22 protein-coding genes are annotated in these 26518 nt (G+C 65.3%); 3 read left to right on the top strand and 19 right to left on the bottom strand.

All coding sequences use genetic code 11. The annotated features are described in order from the left end of the window. Positions 1 to 56 precede the first annotated feature (56 nt). From N2603_RS15165 to N2603_RS15135, 7 genes are all read right to left on the bottom strand, one after another. The gene (locus tag N2603_RS15165) at positions 57 to 1250 is read right to left on the bottom strand and encodes a glycosyltransferase family 4 protein (protein WP_260389442.1); all 1194 of its coding nucleotides are present in this window, start codon (positions 1248 to 1250) and stop codon (positions 57 to 59) included. After that, complete coding sequence (locus N2603_RS15160) at positions 1243 to 2175, bottom strand: NAD-dependent epimerase/dehydratase family protein (protein ID WP_260389441.1); 933 nt, start codon at positions 2173 to 2175, stop codon at positions 1243 to 1245. The genes N2603_RS15165 and N2603_RS15160 overlap by 8 nt, the downstream gene beginning before the upstream one ends. A 67-nt stretch (positions 2176 to 2242) precedes the next feature. Further along, positions 2243 to 2863: an acyltransferase gene (locus N2603_RS15155; RefSeq protein WP_260389440.1), complete on the bottom strand. Its 621-nt coding sequence runs from the start codon at positions 2861 to 2863 to the stop codon at positions 2243 to 2245. 146 nt (positions 2864 to 3009) lie between these two features. Then, complete coding sequence (locus N2603_RS15150) at positions 3010 to 4098, bottom strand: glycosyltransferase family protein (protein WP_260389439.1); 1089 nt, start codon at positions 4096 to 4098, stop codon at positions 3010 to 3012. A 3-nt stretch (positions 4099 to 4101) separates the two neighbouring features. Continuing rightward, positions 4102 to 5940 carry an asparagine synthase (glutamine-hydrolyzing) gene (gene asnB, locus N2603_RS15145; RefSeq protein ID WP_260389438.1) on the bottom strand — a complete coding sequence of 613 codons (1839 nt, stop codon included), beginning with the start codon at positions 5938 to 5940 and terminating at the stop codon, positions 4102 to 4104. Positions 5941 to 5943: 3 nt separating this feature from the next. After that, positions 5944 to 7443: a lipopolysaccharide biosynthesis protein gene (locus N2603_RS15140; protein ID WP_260389437.1), complete on the bottom strand. Its 1500-nt coding sequence runs from the start codon at positions 7441 to 7443 to the stop codon at positions 5944 to 5946. A 264-nt stretch (positions 7444 to 7707) separates the two neighbouring features. Further along, a complete protein-coding gene (locus N2603_RS15135) occupies positions 7708 to 8394 on the bottom strand; it encodes a hypothetical protein (RefSeq protein WP_260389436.1) in 687 nt (228 codons plus the stop codon). 334 nt (positions 8395 to 8728) lie between these two features. On the opposite strand from N2603_RS15135, the gene N2603_RS15130 reads away from it, so the two are divergent. Next, on the top strand, positions 8729 to 12340 hold the full coding sequence (locus tag N2603_RS15130; RefSeq protein ID WP_260389435.1) for an autotransporter domain-containing protein: 3612 nt from the start codon (positions 8729 to 8731) through the stop codon (positions 12338 to 12340). A 7-nt stretch (positions 12341 to 12347) separates the two neighbouring features. Here the strand turns inward: N2603_RS15130 and gspM are convergent, their stop codons facing one another. The 9 genes from gspM to N2603_RS15085 form a co-directional block, all read right to left on the bottom strand. Continuing rightward, positions 12348 to 12938, bottom strand: coding sequence for a type II secretion system protein GspM (gene gspM / locus N2603_RS15125; RefSeq protein WP_260389434.1), 591 nt, complete (start codon positions 12936 to 12938; stop codon positions 12348 to 12350). Next, positions 12935 to 13972: a PilN domain-containing protein gene (locus tag N2603_RS15120; RefSeq protein ID WP_260389433.1), complete on the bottom strand. Its 1038-nt coding sequence runs from the start codon at positions 13970 to 13972 to the stop codon at positions 12935 to 12937. The genes gspM and N2603_RS15120 overlap by 4 nt, the downstream gene beginning before the upstream one ends. Position 13973: 1 nt before the next feature. Further along, entirely contained in the window at positions 13974 to 14888 is a 915-nt protein-coding gene (locus N2603_RS15115; RefSeq protein WP_260389432.1) for a type II secretion system minor pseudopilin, read from the bottom strand. Further along, a complete protein-coding gene (locus tag N2603_RS15110; RefSeq protein ID WP_260389431.1) occupies positions 14885 to 15589 on the bottom strand; it encodes a general secretion pathway protein GspJ in 705 nt (234 codons plus the stop codon). Before N2603_RS15110 ends, N2603_RS15115 begins: the two co-directional genes overlap by 4 nt. A 26-nt stretch (positions 15590 to 15615) precedes the next feature. Next, positions 15616 to 16011 (bottom strand): PulJ/GspJ family protein, encoded by a 396-nt coding sequence (locus tag N2603_RS15105; RefSeq protein ID WP_018643199.1) that lies wholly within the window; start codon positions 16009 to 16011, stop codon positions 15616 to 15618. After that, entirely contained in the window at positions 15989 to 16483 is a 495-nt protein-coding gene (locus N2603_RS15100) for a prepilin-type N-terminal cleavage/methylation domain-containing protein (RefSeq protein ID WP_260389430.1), read from the bottom strand. Before N2603_RS15100 ends, N2603_RS15105 begins: the two co-directional genes overlap by 23 nt. Next, positions 16446 to 16901 carry a type II secretion system major pseudopilin GspG gene (gene gspG / locus N2603_RS15095; RefSeq protein ID WP_018643197.1) on the bottom strand — a complete coding sequence of 152 codons (456 nt, stop codon included), beginning with the start codon at positions 16899 to 16901 and terminating at the stop codon, positions 16446 to 16448. Before gspG ends, N2603_RS15100 begins: the two co-directional genes overlap by 38 nt. 23 nt (positions 16902 to 16924) lie before the next feature. Next, a complete protein-coding gene (locus N2603_RS15090) occupies positions 16925 to 18136 on the bottom strand; it encodes a type II secretion system F family protein (protein WP_260389429.1) in 1212 nt (403 codons plus the stop codon). Positions 18137 to 18355: 219 nt separating this feature from the next. Further along, positions 18356 to 20044: a GspE/PulE family protein gene (locus tag N2603_RS15085; protein WP_425248987.1), complete on the bottom strand. Its 1689-nt coding sequence runs from the start codon at positions 20042 to 20044 to the stop codon at positions 18356 to 18358. A 136-nt stretch (positions 20045 to 20180) separates the two neighbouring features. Between N2603_RS15085 and gspD the strand changes: the two genes are divergently transcribed. Together gspD and N2603_RS15075 are read left to right on the top strand one after the other, a co-directional pair. Continuing rightward, positions 20181 to 22562: a type II secretion system secretin GspD gene (gspD, locus tag N2603_RS15080; RefSeq protein WP_260389427.1), complete on the top strand. Its 2382-nt coding sequence runs from the start codon at positions 20181 to 20183 to the stop codon at positions 22560 to 22562. 4 nt (positions 22563 to 22566) lie between these two features. Then, positions 22567 to 23163 carry a prepilin peptidase gene (locus tag N2603_RS15075; RefSeq protein ID WP_260389426.1) on the top strand — a complete coding sequence of 199 codons (597 nt, stop codon included), beginning with the start codon at positions 22567 to 22569 and terminating at the stop codon, positions 23161 to 23163. 147 nt (positions 23164 to 23310) lie between these two features. Here the strand turns inward: N2603_RS15075 and N2603_RS15070 are convergent, their stop codons facing one another. The 3 genes from N2603_RS15070 to N2603_RS15060 all read right to left on the bottom strand — a co-directional run bounded on the left by N2603_RS15070 (position 23311) and on the right by N2603_RS15060 (position 26354). Next, positions 23311 to 23880, bottom strand: a complete 570-nt coding sequence (locus N2603_RS15070) for a tetratricopeptide repeat protein (protein WP_260389425.1) — start codon at positions 23878 to 23880, stop codon at positions 23311 to 23313. A gap of 153 nt (positions 23881 to 24033) precedes the next feature. Then, positions 24034 to 25128, bottom strand: coding sequence for an acyltransferase family protein (locus N2603_RS15065; RefSeq protein WP_260389424.1), 1095 nt, complete (start codon positions 25126 to 25128; stop codon positions 24034 to 24036). A 29-nt stretch (positions 25129 to 25157) separates the two neighbouring features. Beyond that, a complete protein-coding gene (locus N2603_RS15060) occupies positions 25158 to 26354 on the bottom strand; it encodes a hypothetical protein (protein ID WP_260389423.1) in 1197 nt (398 codons plus the stop codon). Positions 26355 to 26518 lie beyond the last annotated feature (164 nt).

The raw sequence follows: 26518 nt of genomic DNA, 5'->3' as shown, positions 1-26518 counted from the left end.
CATGCGCAAACAACGGCCCAAAGCGTGATGACGATTCATCCAAATCTCATCGCGCTTCAGCGGGCCGCTGACGCCATCGCATCCCGAGTCAGCCGGACGAAATCCGCAACGAACGCCTCGACGCGCTGCTCGAGATTCGGCAACAGATTACGGACGGTCGCAGGCCCGGCCGCCTGCGCAACCTCAGACATGTGATCGGCCAGCGTCTCGGCGTCGTGGATGCCGAAATATCGCGCACGTCCCTCGGTCTGTTCGCGATGAACGTCGATATCGGACAGGATCATCGGGACGCCGAACGACTTGGCTTCCTCGACCGTCGTGCTCCACCCCTCACATTCCGAAGGATTGATGAGAGCGATCGACGCGCGCAGGAGGGCATAGACGTGATCCAGCGGGATCATTCCGAGATGCCTGAAATTCGCATCGAGACCGCGCGACCTGACTTGCCTCATCGTCGTTTCGAACAGATCGGGGTCACGGGAGTCCTGCGTATTTCCGGACGCCGCGACGACGACGTCCAGCCCGCGGCGTTTCAAGAGATCAAGCGCATCGACGACGATCCGGTGATTCTTGTGCCGCCAGAACTGGTTCGGCAGATAGAAATAGCGTGCCGGCAGGCCGTAGCCTGCGATCACGTCGGACGGATTCGTGGTCAGCAGGCCGGCCGGCGGCTCGGTCGCAAACCGGACCACGGAGACGCCGTTCGACAAGCCGGGATAGAACCGCTTGAGATCGGCAAGCGCGCTTGTGCTGCTCACCATGATGTGTCGGCCGGATGCGATCTGGACCCGAAAGCCGAGATCGCGCCGCCAATAGGCGCTCCTGGAGAAAAGGTGCGGGAGCAGGCGGTGCTGGAAATCCGGGAACCAGGCGATCGCGGGGACCGGCAGGCGCCAGCCGAAGAAGCGCGCGGATTCGAACACCATGTCGATCTTGCGCAGCTCGAATTCGGCGACGGCGGGTCCATCCAGACCAAAGGCGATCGCGCGGGCAAGATTCGTCGCACGGGCAAGACCGGTCGCGGCGTGATCGAACACCGGCGAGCGCACGACCTCGACGGCGGGAATGCCGGCCAGCGCTGCAATCTCCTCAGGCTCGTCAGCCGTTCCGGCAAACAGCACGGGCGTCACCGCTCCCGGCGCGTATCTGTTGAGCGCCTCGAACAGATTGCGTTGATAGTTGTAGCCTCCCGCCCACAGGCGGCGCGGAATGTTGGTGAATGCGATCCGCAGCGGCGCACGCTCAGGCACGAGCTTGGCCTTTGAACCATGCGACGTAGTCGGCGAGACCCCGCTCCAGCGGAATGCGCCAGTCGAAGTTCATGGCGAGCACGCGCGCGTTGTCGGCCAGCAGGCTGGTCGGATCGCCGGGCCGGCCGACGCCGGAAAACTGCACGGCCGTTTTGCTGCCCCAATGCCCGATCAGGCCTTCGGCAATGCCGGCGACGCTTACGCCGCGCCCGGAGCCGCCATTGATCACGTCAAAATCGTCCTGCCACGCCCCCTCCGCGACGTGCGCCAGCAGGCGAACGACGTCGCGAACGTCGGTCCAGTCCCTGATCTCGGCCCCTGTTCCTCCGAGATTCAGCGTGCGCTGCTCGTTGCGCAGCCGCGAGCAGATATCCCAGAGCAGCTGCTTGCGAAGGTTGGGACCGTAGACCGAGAACAGCCGCACGACGGCGCAGCGTATGCCGAAGCTCTGGACGTAGCTTTGACACAGCTGCTCCATCATCAGCTTGTGATGGCCGTAGGGCGACATCGGCGTCAGCACCGCGCTCTCGGGGATCGGCCCGGCATGATCGGCCCCGTAGACGGCAGCGCTCGACACCACGATCAGCCGGCTCTCGGGCGCAAAGCTTCGAAGCCATTCCAGCAAACGTGCCGTGCTGGCCACGGTCCGCGAAAAGTCCTCGAACGGGCGCTCGATCGACAGTCCGACGGACGACCCGCCGGCCAGGTGGAAGACATGCGAGGGCAACCCGTGCGCGGCGGCAAGCGCGTTCAGATTGGCGGCGTCGACTTCGCCATTGATCCAGGTCTGCAAGCCGAGCGCGCGTGCATCGGCCGGATCGAGCGCTCCATGACCAACGCCATGGACAGCATGCCCGCCGTCCGCCAGCTCGCGGACGAGATGGCGGCCGATGAACCCGTTCGCGCCGGTAACCCACATGGACATGGCGTTACCTGGCTTGCGGACGGTTGGCTTGTGAGCACATTACAATCCTCGTCGTCATGGCTATTTCTCATCGCTCGTCCGGCGACAACTCCCTAACAATGGTGGCGGGATTACCAGCCACGATGGAATATGCCGGAACGTCCTTGGTGACCACGGCGCCCGCGGCGACGATGCCACCCTCACCGATCGTCACGCCTCGCATCACCATCGCACAAGCGCCGATCCACGCATCGTCGCAAATCTTGATCGGACGATCGTCGAGCGAGAGCTTGCGTGGGTGACCCAAGGTGAAAATCTGCTTTGCCTGCTCGTGCCGCTCGGCAGCACGGATCGGATGCGAAAGATTATCGAATATGTTCACTGAATGCGAGATCAGGACGCGGTTTCCGATCTCGATCGAAGCTCCCGACCAGATGCGCGTACCGACTCCGACGTAGCACCACTCTCCAACTGTGATGCTGCCGCCGTGACCGAGGATCATCAACTCACCCCGGACGTGAGAATGACTGCCAATGACGATCTTTTCGCTATCGCCCAGCGCGTTCCTGATCCGCGCGGTATGAGCCAGGAACGCTCCAGGGTGCAAGCGGCAGGTTGCCCGCCCGATCAGGCGCTGGACGATATAGTGCCAATTGATGCCGTCGATGGCATGTGCGCAATGGCGTACAAGCGTGGAAAGGCTGGACATCAGCGCACCCTCTCACGTCGCAAGGTCGAACGTGTTCGGATTCTCATGACACCTCCAACGGAGCCAACCTTCCGTCCCCCGCCGGATCAGTAAGTTGAAATTCATGCGATCAATCGGGAGAACGCGCGACGAATGCTGTAGCATGGCTACAGGCGTCCTACGAGATCGACGAACGCTTTCCACTGCACGTCCTTGCCATAAATGCCGCGAATGCGCGCCCGCCCCAGCGCGGCGATCTCGGCGGATCTGGGCCAATCCTGAAGTCTGCGCGAGATGACTTCAGCGGCCTGTTCCGGAGTACCGTAGGTCTCGATCGTGACGCCGTCCTGCATGCCTTCCGGATATCTTCCGGCGTCGGACACGAGCAGCGCACCGCACCCCATCGCCTCGAAGCAGCGCATATTGCCACGATCCTCGCCGGCCATGTCGATCGCGCCATTGAGCACAATCTTGGACGAGCCGATCAGCTCATAGAGATCTCTCCCGAATACCGGGGGTCTTGCGATGGCCGCAATGGCATCGGGACGCCTGTGACGTCCCAGCGGCAGCAATCGCCCGATCGCGCTCTCGGCGAGCCTGGTCAGGCGCGACGCGTCGAGACACAGCACGATGTTGTGGTCGTCAGCCAGGCGTGCGACCCGCTCCAGTGTTCTGGCCCGTGCGCGATGATGTCGCGAATAACCGCCGACGAAGACGACGTCGATCGGACGTTCGCCGTGACCATATTCGTCCATCACCGGATCATGCGCCGGACGGAACAATTCGGCCCGGCATCCCTTGCCGCGCCATAAGTCGAGGATCGACGGAAAGTTGCCAAGCACGGCGCCATAGGCCGCGAAATCGGCATTTCCCGATGGCGCCGCGCGCCAGCACAGCGTCGTCTTCACGCAGCCCGGCAGCTTGGCAACGAATGTGCTTGGGTAGCGTACGGGATCGAGATTGTAGAACACCTCGGTGGCGTGATGCTCGATCTGCGCGAGCAGGATGGCCTCGAGCGACGGCTCGCCCGGCATGCCCTGCTCGCGGGCCCAACGGCGCTGCAAGAGCTCGTCGTCGCCATTGGTGAAGAAGGCCTCCGGCGATCCATCGAGCACCGGCTGGAGGAAATGCGCCGCGCCGAAACGGTCGTTGAGAAACACCTCGCGCCGCGCGTCGAAGCTGAGCGCCTTTGCCGCGAGTTGGTTGAACCGCGGCAGATAGGAAGGATAGAAGCAGCTATTCTGGAACAGGCGCATCGCTCAGACGTACCTTGCCAACATCCATTTCATGTTCAGATACGGCCAGATCCGCCCGGCCCTCTCCCAATCCCACGTCTTTGACGCCGTCAAACGGCTGATCGCTCGGCGCAAGGCCGCCTCGTCCACCAGCTCGGCAAACGCCGGCACCTCGCGGTCAAGCAGGTCTGCCGTCCAGCCGGCCAAAGGTCCGTTCAGCCATTCGGGCATCGGCGAATTGAAGCCGACCTTGCGGCGCGCGGTCCGGATCGACTCCGGCATCAGGTTGGCCATCGCCCGCCGGGCGACAGCCTTGGTGTAGCCGTCTGCCGACTTGCTGCTTTCCGGAAGCGCCATCGTGTAGGTCACCAGGCGCCAGTCCATGAAGGGCATACGGACCTCGACGCCGTGGGCCATCGAGAGACGATCGAAGTTGCGCAGGATCGTGGGCAGCACCGTGCTGTGAAACATGCGGTAGAGCCGCCGGTTCAGGCCGCCCCATTCACGCGGCAGCACGTCGTCCTCGGCAACCAGCGGAAGCAGGCCCGGAAGTTCGCGCAGCCCGCCACGCAGAAAATAGACGCCCTGACGCTTCAAGGAGAGTACGCGCAGGAGGTCCACGCAGCGGCGCGCCAGCGGCGATCGCGAGGCCAGGTCTTCCGCGGCATTCCGGATTCGAAACGCAGCCGCCTGGCCGTCCTGCAAATATGCCCCCATCAACTCGTCCGCCCCGTGGCCGTCGAGTGACACCGTCACGTCGTTCTGCCGCAATTGCCGATAGATCAGCCAGGCCGCGCTGGGCAACCCGATATAGACGTCGTCGAGATCGTCGAGAATCCGATCGAGGTCCGTCAACGCATCGCCCTGTCCGATTTCGAGGAAGGTGGGCTCGACCTTGGCCCAGGCGGCAGCCTCCTCGGCCATCGGCCGCTCGTCATTCGATGCGCCCGGGAACGTCGCGACGAAGGCGTGACGCCACGCGGCGCTGTCGCGCGGCCCCATCCCGGCCTGCTCATGCGCCGCCATGGTGCAGATCACCGCCGATGAGTCGAAGCCTCCGGACAGGCAGGTCCCGATCGGCACGTCGCTGCGCATCCGCAGCGCCACGGCGTCCTGGAACAACTCGCGGAAGCGGGCCACACGCTCGGATTCCGTGGCCGGCACCGAAGGCAGATGATCGATCGTCCGCCACCAGCGTCTGACGCTGACCTTGCCCTGGCGCAGCCACATGCAATGGCCGGCCTGCAGACGGCGAACCTGCCGAAACAGGGTGCGGTCGCTTCCCTCGATCCCGAAAGCGTCGAGCAACAGCCGCCGCGCCACCTCCAGGTCGACGGAAGCATCGATCAGTCCGCTCCGCACCAGCGCCCGCTGCTCGGAGGCGAAGACAAATCGCTCCGGCGAGATGGCATAGAGCAGCGGCTTGATGCCGAAGCGATCCCGCGCGAGGAACAATTCGCGGGTAGCCGTATCGAAGATCGCCAGGGCCCACATGCCGTTGAAGCGCGGCAGCATGTCTTCCCGCCAGGCCTCCCAGGCGGCGAGGATCACTTCGGTATCGGACTGGCTGCGGAACACCGCGCCCCGCGCCTCGAGCTCGCGGCGTAGCTCGAGAAAATTGTAGATCTCGCCGTTGAAAACGATGACGTGACGGCCATCCGCCGACAGCATCGGCTGATAGCCGCCCTCGCCGGGATCGATGATCGCAAGTCGACGATGGCCGAATGCGAGAGTCCGGTCCGGACTGAACCACGTGCCTTCGCCAAACGGACCACGATGCGCGATCAGGCTGGTCAGCCGCGAGATATCGGCCGGCTCGACCGCATTGCCGCGCAAATCGACGATTCCAGCGATTCCACACATGTCCTAGATGGCCTTCAGGGGCACGAAGCGACCGACAATGGCCCGCAAGTCCTGCAAGCAGGCCCTTCGATACGGTCCCAGCTGCGACACGGCAACTTCGACGACAAAGATGATCGCAGCCGTCACCGACGCGACGAGTCCCACCGACCACCAGGACGGCGCAAGGTGGAGCGGTGCGCGGTCGAGACCGGCGCGCAGCGCCAGTGCCGTCACGATCCCGACGCCGAGCGGCATCAGCACGCAATGGATGACGCGCGGCCAAATGCCGGAAATGTCAAAACTACGGCGCAGCAGCACGACGATGGTCGCCATCTGCGCGATCATGCCGGCGCAGGCGCTCCAGCCTACGGCCTGCCATCCGAAGTTCGGCAGTACGATCGCGCTGGTGCCGAGGGTGACGATACCCGTGATGAACGCGATGAGCGCGTTGGAGCGCGAGCGCCCCTGCGCCAGCAGATAGAAGCCGAACACGTTCGCACTCGATCCTAGGATACCGGCAATCGACAGGACGACGAGCACCCGCGCGGCCTCGGCTGCGACCTCCGCTCCGGTCCAGACATGCAGCAGCGGACCGGCCACGGGGATCAATGCGCCCAAGGCACTTGCGGCAAGGACATTCAATATCCACGACGATCGGAACAGCAGATCGACCCTGCGATCCTCGCTCTCTTTTTGCAGCGTGCTGAAGAACGGAAACAGGATCTCACCGACCTTGAGGATGCCGATATAGGTCGCCTCCTGCAGGCGCTGCGCCACGCCATAGAAGCCGACGAACTGTGGTTGCAGCAGCGCGCCGAGCAGATATCGATCGGCCTGCCCCGCAAGCAGCGCCCCGCCCTGTGCGGCCACCTGCCAGATGCCGAACCGGGCGAGCCTCGCGAAGGCATCGCGATGCAATGCCGGCGGTGCCAGCCACTGACCGATTGCGCCGCGGGACCACGCCACGGCAATCAGCAGGCCGGTCGCAAATCCCAGCGCCTGGCAACCAAGAAACGTCGACGCATATGGCCAGACGGGGATCAGCAGGAGCATCGAGAAAGTCGAGACCACAGTGCTCGCCATGCCGACCGAGGCAATCCGGCGATAGTCCTGACGCGCGGTAAACAGGGCAACGAAGACCGCCGACACGCACTGACATAGCCAGCCGATGCCGGCCAGTGCGAAGGCCCATCCGAGGTCGCCAGCGGCCGGACCGGCCAGATGAAATCCGAGACGCGCAATGGGAGCCCCGGCAACCAGAAAGAAAACACTGATCGGGCCGCCCGCGCCGATCGCGAGCATCACCGCGGTCGCGAACAGGCGTCGCGCATCGTCACGATCGGATGGCTCCAGTCGCTGCGCGAGTTCGCGCGCCGTCGAAAGTCCCAGCGCATTGCTGAACACCAGCGCCGGCGCAATGCAGGCGGTGACCAGACCTGCCACGCCGAACGCAGCGAGGCCGAGGTGAACGATCACGAAAGGCAGGATGGCCAGGTTCAGCACCACGGCCACCAGGAAGGCCATCGCATTCCAGGCGGAGTTCCCCAGCAGATCGGGCGGTCTTTTTCTCGAAGTCATGCCAGCCACCCGGCCGTACCCTCACCAAGCCTTTGCCACCTCGTCAATCAGGGTTCCCCCAAGCAGCGCGAATTCGGGCTAGCAGTCAGTGCACGGATTGTCGATAGTCTGCGGAGGTAACAACTGGCCGCCTGCGCCGGGCCCGTTCGGGCACGGCAAGTCGCCGGGCCGCATCACGGAATTGGGCTTCCCGATCTCGCAACCAGGCGCTCAGAGCCCATCCGACTCGCCGTTCTTCGGCGTCGAACGCGGCACGATGGGCGCAAACGACGTATCGGTCGTCCCCGGCATCATCGGCCTCCCGCCGACATCCGCAGGGGGAGCCCCGGGGGCCGCTGCCGGATCCGCCGGGCGCTGGAGCGCCAGGACCTCGCTGCGATCACCCTGCTTGAACGTCACCTCGCGCGCCTGAACCGCCGTCAGCGACCAGCCGGCGAGCGATTCGCCCTGCCGCAGGCGCACGACCTTCTGGTCGATGCGGTTGACCAGAATCGCGATGGCGTCGCCCTCGCCCACCACGGCCCCCACCAGCAGCAGCGGCGGCGGCGCCTCGACCGCCTTGGGCGGCGGGGCTGCTTGCACCTCTTCGACCGGAGACCCGGCGACCGCGCGCGGCGGTGGCCGGCGCGAGGCCGAGAAGATCGGGCGCTCCTCGGTTGCCGTCAGGGCCGAGAGCGGTACCGACCACAGCGGGTTGCCGCGGGGGACCGGTTTGCTGACAGCCGGCGCCGGCCGCGCAATCGGCCTCACCGCGCCGACATCGACGCTCTCGGCGGGACTGCCCGCGGCATCGTCGGGCAGGATGTCGATGCGCGAGGAGGTGGCAGCCCAGGTCGCGGCACTGCCCAGCACCGCCCACAGCGCAGCCAATCCCATCGCTCGAAGCCACCCGGACATTGAATTTCCTTGCAGAGGATTTCCTTGCAGAGGATTTCCTTGCAGGTCCCCTTCCGCAAGCCAAACTAGGCCCGATGGGCCCGCCCATCAACCGCCTCGTGTCCGCGCCAACTCCGGCGGACAGGCAGCAATCCGGGTCCCGCCTGTTGCGACGCGTGGAAATGTTGCCCAACAGCCACGATCGCGGAAATTGCATCCGGAACAGGCAGGAACCCTGCACTATCAAACCCCCGTTCATTGCGAGCCCATGTAAGGCCATGAGATCATGGCGCGCGGGCCGCGCTGCACGGCCAAGTTGCATGTTTGCTTTGAGTTTTTTGATTTGAGAGCACCGATGTTCGGACCGGAAATGGCGCGCAAGAGGATCGGACACCGGCTGCGGTCGGTGACGCGCCACTCGCTGGCGACCCTGCTCGCCACGACCGCGCTCGGCGTCGTCGCCGCCCACGCCGTGGACGCCACCTGGACCGGCGCCAGCACCGACTGGACGGATCCGGCCAACTGGAACCCGAGCGTGCCGGACGGAACCGCGACCTTCACCAGCAGCGGCAGCGCGAACGTCGACAACTTCAACGGCGTCGTCGTCATCGGCACGGTGCAGTTCACGAACACCGCGCAGGCCTACACGGTCACGATCGGCGATGCGTTCATCGTCAACGGCACCGGCATCATCAACGATTCGGGCAACACGCAGAACTTCGTGTCGACGTCCAACGGCATCAATATGGTGTTCCAGAACAGCAGTACCGCCAGCGGCGGAACTGGTGCCGTGACGATCACGAACAGCTCCGGTGGCACCGTCTCGTTCCTCCAGAACAGCACGGCGGGGACGGCAAGCATCATCAACGGCAGCTTCCTCACCTTCGAGGATTCCAGCAATGCCGGCAGCGCCCAGATCACCAACAACGCGGGCGGCCAGATCGATTTCTTCACCAGCGCCTCGGCCGGCAGCGCCACCATCAGCAATGCCGCGTCGGCCACGCTGAACTTCCACAACGCCACCACCGCCGCCACCTCGTCCATCATCAACGACGGAACGGTGAATTTCGACGGCTCCGCCACCGCCGGCAGCGCCACCATCACCACCAACAACGGCGCGACGACGAATTTCAGCGGCGCGGCGACCGGCGGCAGCGCGCGTTTCATCACCAATGGCGGCGGCACGGTCGATATTTCGGGCCTCACCAGCGGCGGCATGACGGCCGGCTCGATCGAAGGCGCCGGCAACTACGTGCTCGGCGCCAACACGCTCGCCACCGGCAGCCTCAACACCTCGACCCAGGTCGACGGCGTGATCTCCGGCGCCGGCGGCGGCCTGACCAAGGTCGGCACCGGCACGCTGACCCTGACCAACGTCAACACCTACACCGGCCCAACGACGATCTCGGCCGGAACGCTGGCATTATCCGGCGCCGGCAACATCTCGAGCTCCAGTGTCGTGACGGTGAACGGGACATTCGACGTCACTGCGTCCTCGTTCCCGATCATCGCCGTCACGACGCTCGCCGGCAGCTCGAGCGGCGTCGTCAACATGGGCGCCCACGGGCTGTTCATCAGCAACGGCTCGACCGAATTCGCGGGTGTCATTCAAGGCAGCGGCGGATTTGAAGTCGGCAGCGGCACTCAGACGCTCTCGGGCGTGAACACCTACAGCAACGTCACCCAGATCGACGGGGGCGCGACGCTCGCCCTGAAGGGCAGCGGCTCGATCGCAAGCTCGCTCTATGTCGCCCTCGCCGGCGCCGGCGCCACGCTCGATATTTCCCAGACCAATTCAGGCGCTTCGGTCGGCGGCCTTCTCTCCCCCAGCACCGCCGGCTTCGTCTCGCTGGGATCGAAGACGCTGACGATCACCAACGGCAGCTTCTATGGCGGCGTGATCCAGGACGGCGGCATCGGCGGCGGCACCGGCGGCAACCTCGTGATCGCGAACGGCGCGACGCAGCAGCTGTTCGGTACCAACACCTATACCGGCACCACCACCATCGCGGCCGGCGGCGAGCTCGATCTCATCGATTTCGGCGCCCTCAATGGCAGCATCGCGACCTCGAGCAACGTCATCGCCAACGGCGTCTTCGACATCACGGGCTTGCTCAATGGCGGCACCTCGATCAAGTCGCTGTCAGGCTCGGGCACCGTCAATCTCGGCTTCAACACGCTCACCATCACCAACGCCAGCGGAACCTTCTCCGGCACCATCGACGATTTCGGCTTCGGCGGCGGCCTGACCATCGCCGGCGGAACGCAAACGCTGTCCGGCAACAGCAACTACAGCGGCGCCACCACGGTGAATGGCGGCACGCTGGTGGTCGACGGCTTGATCGTGAACAGCCCGGTCACCGTCAACACCGGCGGCACGCTCGCCGGCAGCGGCGGGGTCGCCGGCGTCCAGGTCAGCGGCGGCACATTGTCGCCGGGCAGCGTAGCCGACCCGTTCGGCCGGCTGACGGTAACCGGCAGCCTGATCTTCACCGCCGCCTCGACCTATCTGGTGCAGGTCTCCTCAACCAATGCCAGCCATACCAACGTGTTCGGGAGCGCCGATCTCGGCGGCGCGACGGTGCGCGCGAACTTCACCTCGGGCACGGTCAAGAAGCAGTACACGATCCTGAACGCGGCCGGCGGCCTCGGCAACACCACCTTCAATCCGACCGTCCTGTCGAACATGCCGACGCTCAACGCGACGCTGAGCTACGACACCAACAACGTGTTCCTCAACGTCAACGTCAACTTCACACCGAGCGGCGGCCTCAACGCCAACCAGCAAAGCGTTGCGAACACGCTGACCAACTTCTTCAACACGACCGGCGGCATCCCCGCGGCCTTCGCCGCGCTGAGCCCGGCGGGGCTGACCACCGCCTCGGGCGAGCTCGGCACCGGCATCCTCCAGGCCGCGATCAACGCCGACGGCCAGTTCATGAACCTGATGCTCGACCCCACGGTCATCGGCCGTTCCGGCGGCTTCGCCAAGGCGGGCAGCGTCGCGCAATTCGCCGAGAGCGACGACGCTAGCGCCTACGCCAGGATGCGTCCGGCCAATGCGCGCGAGCGCGAAGCCTATGCAATGGCGACCAAGGCGCCGCTGCTCTCCTCGCAGCCGAGCAGCCGTTGGAGCGTCTGGTCGGCGGGCTATGGCGGCTCGGCCGAGGTCGGCGGCAATGCCGCGGTCGGCTCGCAGGACCTGACCGCACGGGTCTGGGGCGGCGCGGCCGGCGCCGATTACAGGATCTCGCTCGACACCCTCGTCGGCTTCGCGCTCGGCGGCGGCGGGCTGAACTACTCGGTCGCGAACGCGATGGGCTCGGGCTCGGCCGACCTGTTCCAGGCCGGCGTCTATGGCCGGCACAATTTCGGACCGGCCTATGTCGCGGCCGCCCTTGCCTATGGCTGGCATGACGTCACCACCAACCGCACCGTGGCGCTCGCCGGCACCGACCAGCTCCAGGGCCGCTACAAGGCCGACAGCTTCTCGGCGCGTTTCGAGGGCGGCTACCGCTTCGCAACGCCGATGATCGGCATCACGCCCTATGCGGCGGCGCAGGTGACGAATTTCAACCTGCCGAACTATTCCGAAACGAGCCTCAATGGCGGCGGCCTGTTCGCGCTGAACTACGCCGCGCAATCCCTCACCGACACCCGCTCCGAGCTCGGCCTGCGCACCGACAAGTCCTATGCCATGCAGAACGGCGTGCTGACCTTGCGCGGCCGCGCCGCCTGGGCGCACGACTACAATCCGGGCCGCGCCGTCACCGCCCTGTTCCAGACCCTGCCGGGCACCTCGTTCGTCGTGAACGGCGCCAGGGTCGATGCCGATTCCGCACTGGTCAGCGCCAGCGCCGAGATGAAATGGCTGAGCGGCTTCTCGATCGCCGGCACCTTCGACGGCGAATTCTCCGGCAACGTCACCAGCTATGCCGGCAAGGGCGTGTTCAAGTACAGCTGGTGAGCTGGCCCTATTTCCCCGCCTGCCACTGGCCGGAGACGCCCAGGATCACCCTGACGCGGCCGGTGGGCGCGTCGCCGAGCGCCGTGGTCTGCGGCACCTGGACGTCGAGCTGGTCGACGAACAGGAACGGCATGCCGGCCTCGATATCGTAGAGCAGCTTCCGCAGCGCGGGCTGCTCCAGCTCGCAGCTCACGACGAGGCCGACGAAGCCGTCCTTGGTTTGCGCACCTGATACGTCCACCTGCGAAGACTGCACCGAGCCGCCGACATTGCCGACGGCGGCTGCAACCCGCTGCAACAAATTGGCGCCCGCGACCGTCACGGTCGGCCCTTCCAGGAACGGCGTGCCGGGATGCTCGGCCGCCGACATCGCCGCGTTCTTGGCGCCGCTCTTGCGGCCGCGCAGCTGATCGAGCAGGTCGGAGCTCTCTGCCAGCGCCTGGCGGTGAGCGATGACGTCGGCGATCGAGAGGCCGGCCAGCAGCAACAGCCCGCCGGCGATGGCGATGTAGAGCGAGACCGCAATCAGCGGCGAGCCCGTCAGCGCCCGCGCCACGGCGCTTCCGCTCGCAACCTTGCTGCCCATGGCACTGCTCATGGCACGTTCCTCGGTTCGATCTGCGCCTCGATGTGGAAGCGCTCGCCGGGTTCGGAGGGGCTGCGCGTCGTCGGGGCGTAGAAGGTCGCGCGGGTGAAATGCTGGGACTGCTCGATCAGCGGGATCAGCGAGGGCGCATCGCGGGTGATGCCGCCGATCTGAATCTTGTTGCCGGCAACATGCAGCTCGGTGACATAGGTGTGATCGGGCAGCAGCCGGCTCAGCGACTCCAGCACGATCACGCTCGCCGGTGTCTCGTATTTGCGCCGCTCGAGCAGCGCGAGCGGCGAGCGCTCGCCGCCGTCACTGCCGCGCAGCGCGGCGCGGCGCTGGGTGATCTGCCGTTCGAGCTCGCTCTGCTGCGCACTGAGGCTGTCGGCCAGATAGCTTGCCGCGACCGAGCCGGTCACCGCGGCGACCGCGGCAAGCGCCAGAACGGCTTGCAGCGCGCGGCTCAGCCGCACCGGGTCGACGGCACCGCGCGATTTCTGCTCGAACACCTTGATGCGCGGGCCCTCAGCCGCCTCCGTCACGATCGCGATCGCCGAGGGGTGGAAGCCCGACAGCGCCTCGACATAGCCCATTGCCAGCCGGCGCGGCGCCGCGGCGATCTCCGTGGTGATGCTCTCGCTGCCATGCGCCACCGGCGGGCTGCACCCGAACACCGCCTCGGCGGCGCTCCACGGCGTCAGCCGGTCGATCTGGGCCCGCACGATGCCGTCGAGGAAATCGGCCGCACGGGCCGGCAGCTCCAGGGGACGAAACAGGAAGCGCGTCGGCCGCAGCACGATCTCGACGCGGCTGCCGCGGACGATCTGGGCGAGATTGGCGCTCTCGAACTTGCCGTCCTCGAAGGTAATCTCGTTCGGCACGTTCTCCGACTTCGAGGCCTCCAGCGCGAATGCGCCGGTCCCGGTCTCGACCAGCCGCACCACGCGCGGCGCCACCACCCGCTCCAGGGCGGCCACGATCGTGCCGGCCACGGTGCCGGTCCAGGCATCGAGAATGCCGCGAAGGGAATTGAGCGAGCTCATCTCACAGAGGCTTTCCGGCAGAGCCGTCGAAGGCGTTGCGCCACGACAATACACGATAGGGCTCATCGCCGCTTTCGAGAAGCAGGATGACGATTTCGGCCGAGCTGCGACGATGCGACGGGGCCTCGACGGCGACCGTCATCCGGTACGCCTTCGAGCCCTCGATCGTCGCATTGGCGCTGCCGGCAAGCCCGACCAGGGAGCGCGGGTCGATCTTGGGATCGGCGCGGTCGCGCAGCACCTGCTGCAGCGTCTCCGGCGTCATGCCGGGGAGTGCCGCCACCACCTGCGGTGCGGCGTCGAGCACGTTCACGGTGCGCATGTTGCTGAACACGGTGACGAACGGCATCACGCGTTCCACCACGGCGGGCGGAATGCCGCGGACGAGCCAGAGCTCGTCGCTGTGCGGAAACGGCGCATGACGCGGCAAGTACGGTGCGCCGAGCGTGCGATAGTAGGAATCCTCCGGATTGTCCTGTCCGGCCTCCGTCGACGAACGCCAGGCCAGGATCCGGTCGGCATAGGCCGGGGCATCACTCGCGGAGACGCCGAGCGCCGTCATCAGCCCGGCGAGCACCGGCTTCGGCGCCATGTTGAGGTCGATGCGCGCGGCCTCCGAGCGGAACGTCACGCTCACTTGCCCGGCCCCGACGCGGGCATTGAAGGTGCCGCTGGTCGGACGCGCCGCTTCGTTCTGCGCCGTCAGCCGGTAGGCGGCGAGTTCGAGCCCGGCGTTCACCAGCGCATCGGCCTGCAGCCGGTCGGCGTTGACCGCGACCGTGACCGCGGTGTTGGTGACATAGGTCAGATAGATCAGCGCCAGCGCGGCCAGCGCCGCCAGCATCCAGAGCACCGCGACGACGATGAAGCCGCGGCCGTCACCAGGCGTCGCATGGTCGTGCCTCGCGCCGCTCACAGCTGCTGCTCCTCTTTCGTCGGCTGTTGCGGCCGGCTGCCGGCCGCGACGCAGGTCACCGGATTCTTGGCCCGCGCGCATTCGGCCGGCGCGGTGATGTGCGGGATCACCGCGCCCGACACAGCCAGCACCTGCCCGCTGGCGCCGTCGCGCACCGTGATGCGGATGCGAGCCGGCAGTTGCGGCTGGCCGCGCCAGGTCGGCTGCCACTGACCGTCCTGCCCGGCATAGGCGAAGCTGACGCGGAACGGCGCCCGGATCAGCACGACCTGGTCGACGAAGCGGATCTGTCCGTCCGTCGGCATCGGCTGGAACGGCGCGCGCTCGCGCACCAGCGCGAGCCCCTGCGCGTCGGCCTTCTCGATCAAGCGGATGAATTCGAGCCCAGGGCGCGCGCTCGGGCCGAGCGCGGTGCGCAGGAACGTCACCGACAATTCAGCGCCGTCGAACAGCGGCGCCTTGGCATCGCCGTTGACCGTCATCTGCTCGGCGACCGACAGGTCGGCGATGATGCGGTCGAGCCCGGTCGCGAGCCGCTCGGCGCGCTGCACGCGGGCGATGCCGCGGTTCCAGTTCGGCAGCCATTGCGCCGTCACCGTCGCAAGGGCCGCCAGGATGACGGTCATCAGCAGCGTCGCCAACAACACTTCGAGCAGGGTGAAGCCCGCCTCATCGGCGAGTGCGCGGCGCAGGCGCTTCATGGTCGGGCCTTGAGTAGAGAAGCCCTTCACTGCGAAGCCCTCGGCACCAGCTTCACCGTCGTGATCTGGATCGCAGCGCCGTCGGCGCGCTGGAGGCGCAGATTGACGGCCAATGGCACGAAGCGATCGGTGTCGGGATTGCCACCCGTCACGCTCATCGGCGCAACATCGACGCGCCAGCGGCTGCCGGCCATTTCGCCGCTCTGCCGGCCGGGCTTCAGCAGGGCGCGCGCCGGCAGGTTCGCAAGCAGGGTTTCGGCCGTGCCGGCGAGTGCGAGACGCTGGTCGATCGCACGCGTGCCCTTCGCGGTCGTGGCGATGACCGAGCCGATCGTCCCGAGCACGACGGCGATGATCGCGAGCGCGACCAGCGCCTCGATCAGCGTGAAGCCGGCGGCGTCAGAGCAGCTTCTGCGGGACAATCTCGACGCCTCCGGTCAGCCAGTTGACGCGCACCTCGTAGCCCATGCCGGGCCGCGCCAGCGCAATCGTTCCTCCGCACGACATGCCCGACGGAAAGAAGTCGATCGATCGCCCTACTGCGCGATCGGCACAGCGCGAGGCCAGCATCGCCTGCATGACCACGTCGCCCGGCAGGCGGATGGTCCGCCCGGTGACGCCGGAACGGATCGCGCGCGCCTCCGCGTCCACCTGCGTCGTCACCCTGACCTGGCGGCGCAGCGCCGCGCTGCGGTCGGCCTTCAGCAGCGCCGCGGTCTCGACCGCGTAGCTTTCCAGCCTCGCCCGGGTCGTCGAGCGCGGGATCGCCGGCAGGATGATCGCTGCGAGCAGGCCGATGATCGCGAGCACGCACAGGATCTCGATCAGCGCGAAGCCACGCGCGTCGCGGATGTCCTCAGCGCGCGCCGCTGACAATGTCGGCTGCCGTTCCACTGCCGCCTTCCTGGCCATCCGATCCGAGCGAGATGATCTCGTAGGGCGCGCTCGCGCCCGGCGAACGATAGACGTAGATGTGGCCCCAGGGATCGCTCGGCACCACGCCGCCGCGCAAATAGGGCCCGTTCCAGCCGGACTGGTTGTTGTTGCGGGTCAGCGCCGCGAGGCCTTCATTGGACGTCGGATAGCGGCCGAGATCGAGATAATAGAGATCGAGCGCGCTGGAAAAACTCTCGATCTGGATCTTCGCAGCCTTCGCCTTGGATTCGCTGAGATAGTTCAGCACGCGCGGCCCGACCAGCGCCATGATCATCCCGATGATGGTGATGACGACCAGCATCTCGACGAGGGTGAAGCCTGCTTCCCCTCGGCGTGCGCGCCGCCGACCGCGGCTTGCTGTTGGATGTTTGGTCACTTCAAGCTTCTCCCGTTCCCTGCCTATCCGACAATCTGGCTCACCGACATCAGCGCCGTCATCACCGACGTGATCAGGCCACCGACGACCAGCGAGATCGCGATGATCGCCGCTGGTCCCGCGATGCCGACCGCACGGTCCAGCGTACGCTGCAACTTGGCTTCGTAGAATTCGGCGACCCGCCCGGACAGCATCGGCAATTGGCCGGTCTCGTCGCCGAGCCGGAGCATGCGCACGGCCATCGCCGGCAACGCCGCGGTCTCGGCCAGCGCATCGGAAAGTTTCGAGCCGTGACGGACGCGGTCGGCGGCCTCGCTCCAGACCGTGGACGGGCCGGTTGTGGCCATCATGTCGATGAGGATGCGCAGCGTGGTGGTGAGATTGACGCCGCTGCCGAGCAGCAGGCCGAGATTGCGGCAGAACAGCGCCGTGCGGTACGCGCTCATGATGTTGCGGATCGCCGGCAGATGCGTGATCGCATGGGTGATGCCGCGGCGGATACGCTCTTGCCGCAGCAGAAGCCATGTCGCGGCGATGACGGTCGCAAGGCCGGCCAGCATCACGTCGGAATTGCCGCGCAGGAAGGTCGAGATGTTGAGGAAGACACCGACGACCGGATCGACCTTGGCCCCGAAATCCTGCAACACCGATGCGAACTGCGGCAGCACGAAGGTGAGGAAGAACAGCAGCACGCAGCCGGCCGCGCCGAGCACGAACAAGGGATAGCGGATCGCATCCGACAGCCGGCGCCTCAAGGCCTCGCTGCGCGCGCGTTCGCCGGCCAGCACCTCCAGAACCTGATCGAGGGATCCCGAGGCCTCGCCGACCCGCACCAGCGCGATGTACATCGGCGGAAACAACCCCTCATGCCGTGCCAGCGCCTCGGCAAAGCTCTCGCCCGAGACGACGCGGGAACGGATGTCGGCAACGACCGGCCGCAGCCGGCCGAAATCGGGATCGGCCGCGAGCAGCTCCAATCCATCATTGATGCGGGCGCCGGCCCGCAACAGCAGCGCGAGGTCGCGGGTGAAGATGGTGACGTCTTCCGGCTTCGGCCTGTTGAACAGGCTGGTGACGCGGCCGGCAGCGCCGCCCTCCTCCGGCGTCACGTTGTCGACCAGGACGAGGCCGAGCCGCTCGATCCGCTGCGCGACATCGCTCGCCGCGGGCGCGGCAATGGCGCCGGAGACCAGTTCGCCGTTGGCGTTGAGCGCGCGGTAACGATAATTCGGCATGGATTTCTAGAGCCGCATGAGCTTGGGTCGAATGGATTGGCCGCGGGCTCGGTGCACCTCTCCCGCTTGCGGGAGAGGTCGGCGCAGCGCGCCGGGTGAGGGTTCTCGCCTCTGGGGGAGCCTTCGTTGTTGAGACACCCTCTCCCCAACCCTCCCCCGCAGGCGGGGGAGGGAGCACACCTCTCTCGTTGCGGCGTTTACACCAAATCTCATCATGTTCTAGCGCACCGTCGTGACGCGGAAGACCTCGGGCACGGTGGTGAGCCCGGCCCGGCATTTGGCCACCGCGTCCTCCAGCATCGTGGTCATGCCGCCCCGCATCGCGGCGGCGTCGATCGAATGGGAGTCGGTCTGCGGTCCGACCAGCGCGCGCACCTCGTCGGACATTTCGAGGATCTCGAACACGCCGTTGCGGCCGCGATAGCCGGTGCCGCCGCAGCGCTCGCAGCCGCCGGCCTCGTGCACGACCTCGCCGCACCTGAAGCCGATCACCGCAAGGCGCGGATCCTTGGCAAGATCGGCCTCGGTCAATGCATGCGGCACCTTGCAGCGGTCGCACAGGACGCGCACCAGGCGCTGCGCCACCACCGCGCGCAGTGTCGACTTCAGCAGGAAGCCCTCGATGCCGAGATCGATCAGGCGCGGCACGGCAGCGGCCGCCGTCTCGGTGTGCAGCGTCGTCAGCACGAGATGGCCGGTCAGCGCGGCATGGATCGCGATATGGGCGGTCTCGGCGTCGCGGACCTCGCCGACCATGATGACGTCGGGGTCCTGGCGCACGAAAGCGCGCATGGCCGAGGCGAAGGTCAGCCCGATCGACGGCTTGACCTGGGACTGGTTGATGCCGGGGATCTCGTATTCGACGGGATCCTCGATGGTGAGGATCTTTCGCGTCGGCTCGTTCAGGATCGACAGCATGGTGGCGAGCGTCGTGGTCTTGCCGCTGCCGGTCGGACCCGTCACGACGATCATGCCGTGCGGCATCGCCAGGAGGCGCGTCATCACGCTCTCGTCGCGTGCGGCGAGGCCAAGCTTGCTCGTCTCCAGGAGACCGCGATCGCGCGGCAAGAGGCGGATGACGGCGCTCTCGCCGTGCTGCGTCGGCATGGTGGCGACGCGGACGTCGAGCTCGCTGCGCCCGACACGCACGCGCGCGGCGCCGTCCTGCGGCAGCCGCCGCTCCGCGATGTTGAGGCTGGCGAGAATCTTGATGCGCGAGATCAACGCCTGCGGCGGGATGCCGTGCGGCGACGGCAGCGCACGCAAGAGGCCGTCGACGCGCATGCGCACGGCGAGTCCGGCGCGGAACGGCTCGACATGGATGTCGCTCGCGCGCAAGTCCACCGCGCGCTCCAGGAGATCGTTGAGCGCGCGCACCACCGGCGCACCGCTGGCGAGATCGCGCAGGCTTTCGATGTCGTCGTCGGACTGCTGCGCGACGCTCCTGCCGCTTCGATCGGCATTTGCGTCGTCGGCCTCGGCCCGTTGATCGAGCACCGTCGTAATGTCCTCATATGACGCTACGACGACATCGACCGGTGTCCCGAATACGATTTCGGCGGCGCGAATGGCAGCGGTGTCGGAGGGATCGGCAACGGCCAGCCGAAACGCGTCATCGGTCGAACTGAAGGGAAAAATGGTGGATTCACGCAGGAAACGGCGCGAAAAGCCGTCGAGACGAGGCGCAGCCGCGAGCAGTTGCGGAAGGCTCAGTCGCGGCAAGGCAAAATAGTCGGAGACTTCATCTGCGAATTCGGCTGCGGAAAGATCGGTGGCCTCCCACAATTCGCGCAAGGGGCGAGTCAGCGCGGGATTGGCCGACTTGTCGATATGGGCGTGTGCCCGCTGCGGCAGTGAATATTTTTCCAGGAGGTGCTGTCGGAAGCTATCTGCGGAGCGGTCGCGCATCGCATTCACAGCGTTGACCTTGTTACCTGAATGCAACAACTTAGGGGTTAAGGACGACCCTTTGCCCTTGACTTATTTCTTAGCAAAAACATAATCGTGGCGCAAACAATTGCGCGTCCGAACCGAGGGGGATCGGATGCAATTTCCAATCACTCCTAGCGTTGGCAGGCGTATTTTGTTTAGGGTGCTCCAGCCGCTTTTGCGCCTTCGCTCAGCGTTGCCTGGAACGCTCATCCTGTTGTCGTCTGCCTTCCTGCTCGGCGCTTGCATCGTCACCGCCGACCAGTCGATCGAGGCCGATCCAAAGGATCCGCGCGCCCAGGACATCGCCGACAAGATCCGTTCCCTCGACCTGCAGCCGCGGCAACCTGCGGATGCGGGCGCGAGCGGCATTGCCCAGGCGAAATCGTCCAAGCCCGCGATCTACCTCAGCGATGGTGCAACGCCGCAAGGTGGCGCGCTCGCCGAGCGCGACGATGGCGGCGGCAGCGGCTACGACCTCAATTTCGAGAATGCTCCGGTCGCCAGCGTGGCAAAGGTCATTCTTGGTGACGTTCTGAACGTCGGCTACACGATCGATCCGCGCGTGCAGGGGACCGTGACGTTGGCCTCGGTGCGCCCCGTGCCCAAGGCGGACGCGCTCTACGTGCTGGAGAACGCGCTACGCATGTCCGGTGTCGCGCTGGTCCGCGACCGCACCGGCTATCGCCTGCTCCCGGCGCCGGAAGCCGGTCCCGGCGGGGTCGATCGTTCCGTGAACGCAGCGGCCGGTCAGGGCATCACAGTGGTGCCGCTGCGCTATGTCTCGTCGCAGAACATCTTCAAGCTGCTCGATGCCTTCGGTGTGAAGGCCTCGACCATGCGTGCCGACAATGCCCGCAACACGCTGATCGTCAGCGGCAGCGGCAGCGATCGCGCGGCCGCAGTCGACACCATCCTCTCCTTCGACGCGGACTGGATGCGCGGACAATCCGTCGGCATCTTCCCGGTGCGCAATTCCTCGCCGGAGCCTGTCATCACCGAGATCGAGAAGATCATGGATTCCGGTGAAGGCGGCATGAGCCAGAACGTGATCAAGTTCCAGCCGATCTCGCGGCTCAACTCGATTCTCGTGGTGAGCCAGAAGCCGGAATATCTCAAGCGTGCCCAGACGTGGATCGCGCGGCTCGATCGCTCCGACACCGACGGGGTGAACCTGAAGTCCTATCCGCTGCGCTACGGCAATTCCAAGCTGATCGTGTCGCTGCTCAACGAGATGCTGCTCAGCCAAGGCTCGGCAAGCGGCTCGACGCTGGACAACGCGTCGAGCCAGATTGCACCGGGCGCCGGGATGTCGACGACGTCCTCCAGCAATCCCGTGGCGTCGCTGAGCGCACTGCCGACTGCTGCCGCGGGCGCGGCAACGCCGGTCACCACGCCTCCGGGATCATCGCTCAGCGCCCGTCCCGCTCCGGCCGCCGCCGCGACGCCGGCGCAGGACAATGGCCTCGGCGGTCCGCCGGGCGGCGGCGCCAAGTCCGGCCTCAACGGCATCCTCCAGAACGTGCGGATCACCGCCGACGTCACCAACAACGCCGTGCTCGTCTACGCCAATCAGGAGGCGCAGCGCATCGTCGAGCAGACCATCCGTCAGATCGACAGGCCGCAGCGCCAGATCGCCATCGAAGCGACGATCGCCGAGGTGACGCTGAACGACCAGTTGAACTATGGCGTGCAGTTCTTCCTCGCCAGCAAGCAGGGCTCGATCTCCAACACCATTTCGGGCATCAGCAACAGCGCCACGATCGGCAGCAACACCGAGCCGGCGAGCAACGCGGTCAATGCCGCCGCCGGCGCCCTGCTCGGCCGCGCGCTGCCGGGCTTCAACTTCCTGATCGGCGCCGAGAACTCGCCGCGCGTCGTGCTCGACGCGTTGCACGGCATCACCAACGTCAAGGTGCTGTCGAACCCGTCGCTGGTGGTGCTGGACAACCAGGCCGCGACCTTGCAGGTCGGCGACCAGGTGCCGTTCTCGACGGGCACTGCGACCGTGCTGACCGCCAACAACACCGTGGTCAACACCATCGACTACAAGAACACCGGCATCATCCTGCGCGTGCTGCCGCGCGCCAACGCCAACGGCAACGTCGTGCTCGACATCGAGCAGGAGATCTCGAGCGTGGCCGCCGGCAGTGCCAACTCGTTGACGCCGACGATCTCGCAGCGCCGGGTCAAGAGCTCGATCGCGGTGACGAGCGGGCAGACCGTGCTGCTCGCCGGCCTGATCAGCGAGACCGAGAACAGGCAGCGCCAGGGCCTGCCGATCCTGGATTCCATTCCCGGCGTGGGCGATGCCTTCTCGCATCAGTCCACCGCGCGTGCCCGCACCGAGTTGATCCTGTTCATCCGTCCGACCGTGATCAAGGACGGCGTCGATGCGCATGTCATCGCCGAGGAGATGCGCAGCAAGATGAACGGCCGTTTGGTCGGGACCAGCAATCCCGTGGTCACCGTGAGCCCGCCCAGGGCGGCGCGCTGACGGCGTGACGGATCAGGCGGCGAACGACGGCACGGGCGCTCCGCTCGCGCTCGGCATCGCCCTGCTGCTAGGGGTGTTCGCGAGCCTCGTCACCGCGCCGGGGGCGGAAGGCCTGTACGGCGCGTTCCTGGCTGCCCTGATGCTGGCGATCGCCGCGTACGATGCCCGCCACTACCTCATTCCGAACGAGCTGACGGGCGCAGCTTTCGCGCTCGCCTTGCTTCGCGCCGGGGCGCTCGTGCCCGATATCGGCCTGGAGGCACTGCTCTGGCCGCTCGCCCGTGCCGCAGCCGTGGCGCTGCCGCTGCTGCTGCTGATGGCGCTCTACCGGCGCTGGCGCGGCCGTGACGGGCTCGGGCTCGGCGACGTCAAGCTCGCCGCGGTGTGCGGCGCCTGGCTCGATCTCGTGACCGTGGCCGCGGTCATCGAGCTTGCGGCCCTGCTCGCGATCGCCGTCTATGCCGCCAATGCTGCACTGCGAAAGAGACCGCTGCGCGCGACTGCCTTTCTGCCGTTCGGATTGTTCCTGGCGCCGGCGGTCTGGCTCGGTTGGCTGGGCGAGACCTGGTACGCCAACTGGCCTGGTGGCTGGCCCGGCTAAGGCGCGGTGCTAGCAGGAGGAATCGTCATTCCACCGCACGCGGCAGGCGCCGCGCCGACGGTCGCCGTCTACTGTGCATGGGGTTGTTTTCGCAGTTTTTTGTTTGGGGGCGCGAACCGCCGGGGCAAGCCCGGCGCGTGAAGGCCGTCAGTGCTCGCGGCTCGGCGCCCATTCCAGCGCCCGCAGGCGGGCCTGGGCGATCTCTCCGCGCGTCATCTTGGTGGTGACGGCATCGCGGATCCGGGCCCGCGCCTCGCGCGCCGGAGGGGGCGCTGCGGCCGTCGACAGGTTGAGCCATTTGGAGGCCTCGACGATGTCCTGCGGCACGCCGAAGCCGCGGTCGTAGAGCAGGCCCAGGGAATATTGGGCACGGCTGTCGCCCTGCTCCGCCGCGCGGCGGTACCACATCGCGGCTTCGGTATAGTTCTGCGGCACGCCGCGCCCGGTCTCGAACAGGAAGCCGAGATAGGTCTGCGCGGCCGCGTTGCCGCGCTCGGCCAGCGGAATGAAGATGCGGGAGGCCGCCGCATAGTTCTGGCGCTGGAACGCGGAGACGCCCTGGCGAAGCGACTGGGCCTCGGCCGGTGCGGCGAGGGTGGGCGTCGCGAGCAACACGAGAACAGCGGCGACCCATCCTGTCCGTCGCGCAAAACCGCGCGCCGCTTCCCGCGGCATCTGTCGGCAAAACCCCTGATCGTGGCTGTCGAGGGTCCCCATCCCGCCCGCTCTCCCTGCTCCGCAGCCAGATTAGTCCGGTAGCACCGCGAAATCCAGAGTGAGTGCCGAGCACAACAATTCGCCGGGCATGGGTTGGCCTAAAGCTCGATGCGACCGAGATGAATCCGGCTCTTTCGTCTACACCAATCGGAGTTAGGAGGCTCCCGCCGAGGCGTTCGCGGTCACCTCGCTGCGCCAGTTGCGCGCTGGTCGACCGAGAAGAGTCTTTATCGCGTTCGCCACTCGATGATAGTGCCGCTCGAAAAGAAGCGAGAAAACGAATGCCAAGACGTTGGCCACAACAACCGCGACCAGCAGTCGCGACACGGTTGCATCCGTCCAAAAGCTGAATATCACACGCTGTATCGTGAGATGAATCAGAAAGAGCGAGAAGGAATAGTCTGCAACCACCTTGATGAACGAAGCCAACCGTCGCGGCACGATTCGGATCGCCTGAGTGATCTGCACCAAGCTCACGAACGAGAGGATCAACATCGGATACTGCCGCAAATTCGCATCATCACCAGGCGTACGCTGGATCAACCAAGTCGCCAGGGTGACTATCAAGGCCAAACACCAGAAGCCCACATTCGCCTTGTGTTCGGCTAGCGCTTTCACAACGAAGTAGGAGGCGAACGCCAACAGCCAAAGCGCGAACAGCGCCCGATCAGTGCCCGGCAAATTCGAGAAATATGCGAGGGGCATAAAAGCAAACATCGCGGCAACAACACAGCACAGCACTACATTTCGCCCTCGCACCAGGAAGTACAGTGCGCCGACAAAAAAGTAGATGTGAAATTCGAGAGCCACCGAAGTGAGCTGTCCCGCCGTCCCAAACGTCGATACACTCAGGCAGCAGGGCACGTTCTGCTGCATGAAGATATTGCCGATGAAGGTTTTCAGATTGGTTGGATCAGCCTTTATTTCGATGCCGTACCACCGAAGAAGCACGGTGACGAGGCCGATGAGCAAGATGGCCGGCAGATACGCCGTATAGATTCTTGCAAACCGTTCTATGCCAAATTCGACAATGCCGTAGCCCGTCGAAGCCGATTTGAAGTCAAGCGTATAGGCAATCAGAAAGCCAGATAGAACGAAAAACAACAACACGCCATCGGTGGGGATGTATGTCGTTCCAAATCCACCAAAGTTGAAAGCATGACCAACGCAAACCATTTGCGCCGCAACGGCTCTCAGCAAGTCCAAACTAACCGAGGTGTCGTTTTTTGCCGGATCTAAGCTAAACATACTCGGTCTCCCCATCCGGTCAGCCTCACTCAGGATTCCACGTTTGGTTCGGTCTTCGGCTGGAAGTAGGTGGCGAGTCGCTCGCTACATATCAGGGCCAAAGCTCCGAGTGTTGGCCCCAGTTTATTTGTCTCAGAGAAATCAGCTATCACAAAAACCATCGCTAGATAGACGAGCGCTGGCGGAAGCATCAGCGCGGTTGTCCGCGACACACCAGGCGTCCATGTTAGTATCAGCAGGACGAATAACGGCGCTGCCATACCAGCGGCTATCCGCGAGGCGGAAAGATTGCCCAGAGGCTTCGTGAAATAATCTCCATGGGTGAGGAGAAAGGAGGAGAAATCCGGCTGGACGGGAGAAAGCGCGATCAGGATTTTCGGAATGACTAACGAAATGATGAGCAGTCCAGCGAACGTCAGCCACGCCCAGGAATCCGACCAACGACGTTCAAACCAGAGTATTCCGGGGATGGCAAAAGCGGCAGCAAAAACCACGTCCGTTCGCGCGAAGCTAATGAGGAGCCCGCTCAAGAGCGCTACACCATATCTTTTGGATGCTATTAGAAACAGTTGCCAAAAGAATCCGCCTGCTAAGAAGGCCGACCCCATACGGCCCGGAACGAAGGCGGCTTCTGCGAAAAATGCAACGAAGAGGACAAAGAGAATGTGAATCGATAACGAGGCTGGCCGGACAAGGACGGTCGCCAGCGCAAACGCGGCAATGAACGACGCAGAATCGAACATATAGTTGATGGAAAGATGCGTAACGTAGGTCGAGCGTCCTGAGTTATCGTCGCCGAGAACCCACACATAACCTTGAACGATCCGCGAAATGAGCGGTCGAATGACGCCTTCCACCAAATTCAGTTTCGTAACGTACGCGATTTCGTTATCCAGGCTGTGTTGCATTGCGGCCCGGAGATAGTTGGCCTCGTTCGTGGCCACCGATAAGGCAAGACCACAACAGACCAGCAAGCCGATCCTCGTCCGAGTGGCGAAGTACTTGCGAAAATAAATCAATACCAAGAATGGGGCGAGCGCGACCGGCGCCAAGAGGGCGACCTTCATCGGCCGCCAAGGCAGACCAGTGAGCGCATGCACTACGCGCGCGGGGAACTCGCCGTAGTGCCACAAAACGACCAAGACGCTTGGCACGAGCCAATACGCAAACAGCGTTTTGAGCGAAGGTGACGCGTCGTCGGTCTCATTGCCCAGTGATGCCGACATATCCACAACCCGGTTAGCAGCGCCTCGGCACCTAGGCACCGTTGACTGATCTGAAAGAACAGGAACGACGCCATTTAGCAGAGTGGCCGCTAGGACTTCAATAGCCTGGCTATCCCCACTCCTGCTCCGGAATTGCGTAGATTCCAGCGCCTGCCGAGCTTCGG

The sequence above is a fragment of the Bradyrhizobium huanghuaihaiense genome (assembly GCF_025200885.1).
In the GTDB taxonomy this organism is placed as follows: domain Bacteria; phylum Pseudomonadota; class Alphaproteobacteria; order Rhizobiales; family Xanthobacteraceae; genus Bradyrhizobium; species Bradyrhizobium huanghuaihaiense.
This window is presented reverse-complemented; position numbering and strand designations above follow the sequence as displayed.

Bases quoted from the DNA above. Each gene is read 5' to 3' on its own strand.
- N2603_RS15160 (WP_260389441.1), bottom strand. From the start codon at position 2,175: ATGTCCATGTGGGTTACCGGCGCGAACGGGTTCATCGGCCGCCATCTC.
- N2603_RS15155 (WP_260389440.1), bottom strand. From the start codon at position 2,863: ATGTCCAGCCTTTCCACGCTTGTACGCCATTGCGCACATGCCATCGAC.
- N2603_RS15150 (WP_260389439.1), bottom strand. From the start codon at position 4,098: ATGCGCCTGTTCCAGAATAGCTGCTTCTATCCTTCCTATCTGCCGCGG.
- asnB (WP_260389438.1), bottom strand. From the start codon at position 5,940: ATGTGTGGAATCGCTGGAATCGTCGATTTGCGCGGCAATGCGGTCGAG.
- N2603_RS15140 (WP_260389437.1), bottom strand. From the start codon at position 7,443: ATGGCCTTCCTGGTGGCCGTGGTGCTGAACCTGGCCATCCTGCCTTTC.
- N2603_RS15135 (WP_260389436.1), bottom strand. From the start codon at position 8,394: ATGTCCGGGTGGCTTCGAGCGATGGGATTGGCTGCGCTGTGGGCGGTG.
- N2603_RS15130 (WP_260389435.1), top strand. From the start codon at position 8,729: ATGTTCGGACCGGAAATGGCGCGCAAGAGGATCGGACACCGGCTGCGG.
- gspM (WP_260389434.1), bottom strand. From the start codon at position 12,938: ATGAGCAGTGCCATGGGCAGCAAGGTTGCGAGCGGAAGCGCCGTGGCG.
- N2603_RS15120 (WP_260389433.1), bottom strand. From the start codon at position 13,972: ATGAGCTCGCTCAATTCCCTTCGCGGCATTCTCGATGCCTGGACCGGC.
- N2603_RS15110 (WP_260389431.1), bottom strand. From the start codon at position 15,589: ATGAAGCGCCTGCGCCGCGCACTCGCCGATGAGGCGGGCTTCACCCTG.
- N2603_RS15090 (WP_260389429.1), bottom strand. From the start codon at position 18,136: ATGCCGAATTATCGTTACCGCGCGCTCAACGCCAACGGCGAACTGGTC.
- N2603_RS15085 (WP_425248987.1), bottom strand. From the start codon at position 20,044: ATGCGCGACCGCTCCGCAGATAGCTTCCGACAGCACCTCCTGGAAAAA.
- gspD (WP_260389427.1), top strand. From the start codon at position 20,181: ATGCAATTTCCAATCACTCCTAGCGTTGGCAGGCGTATTTTGTTTAGG.
- N2603_RS15070 (WP_260389425.1), bottom strand. From the start codon at position 23,880: ATGGGGACCCTCGACAGCCACGATCAGGGGTTTTGCCGACAGATGCCG.
- N2603_RS15065 (WP_260389424.1), bottom strand. From the start codon at position 25,128: ATGTTTAGCTTAGATCCGGCAAAAAACGACACCTCGGTTAGTTTGGAC.
- N2603_RS15060 (WP_260389423.1), bottom strand. From the start codon at position 26,354: ATGTCGGCATCACTGGGCAATGAGACCGACGACGCGTCACCTTCGCTC.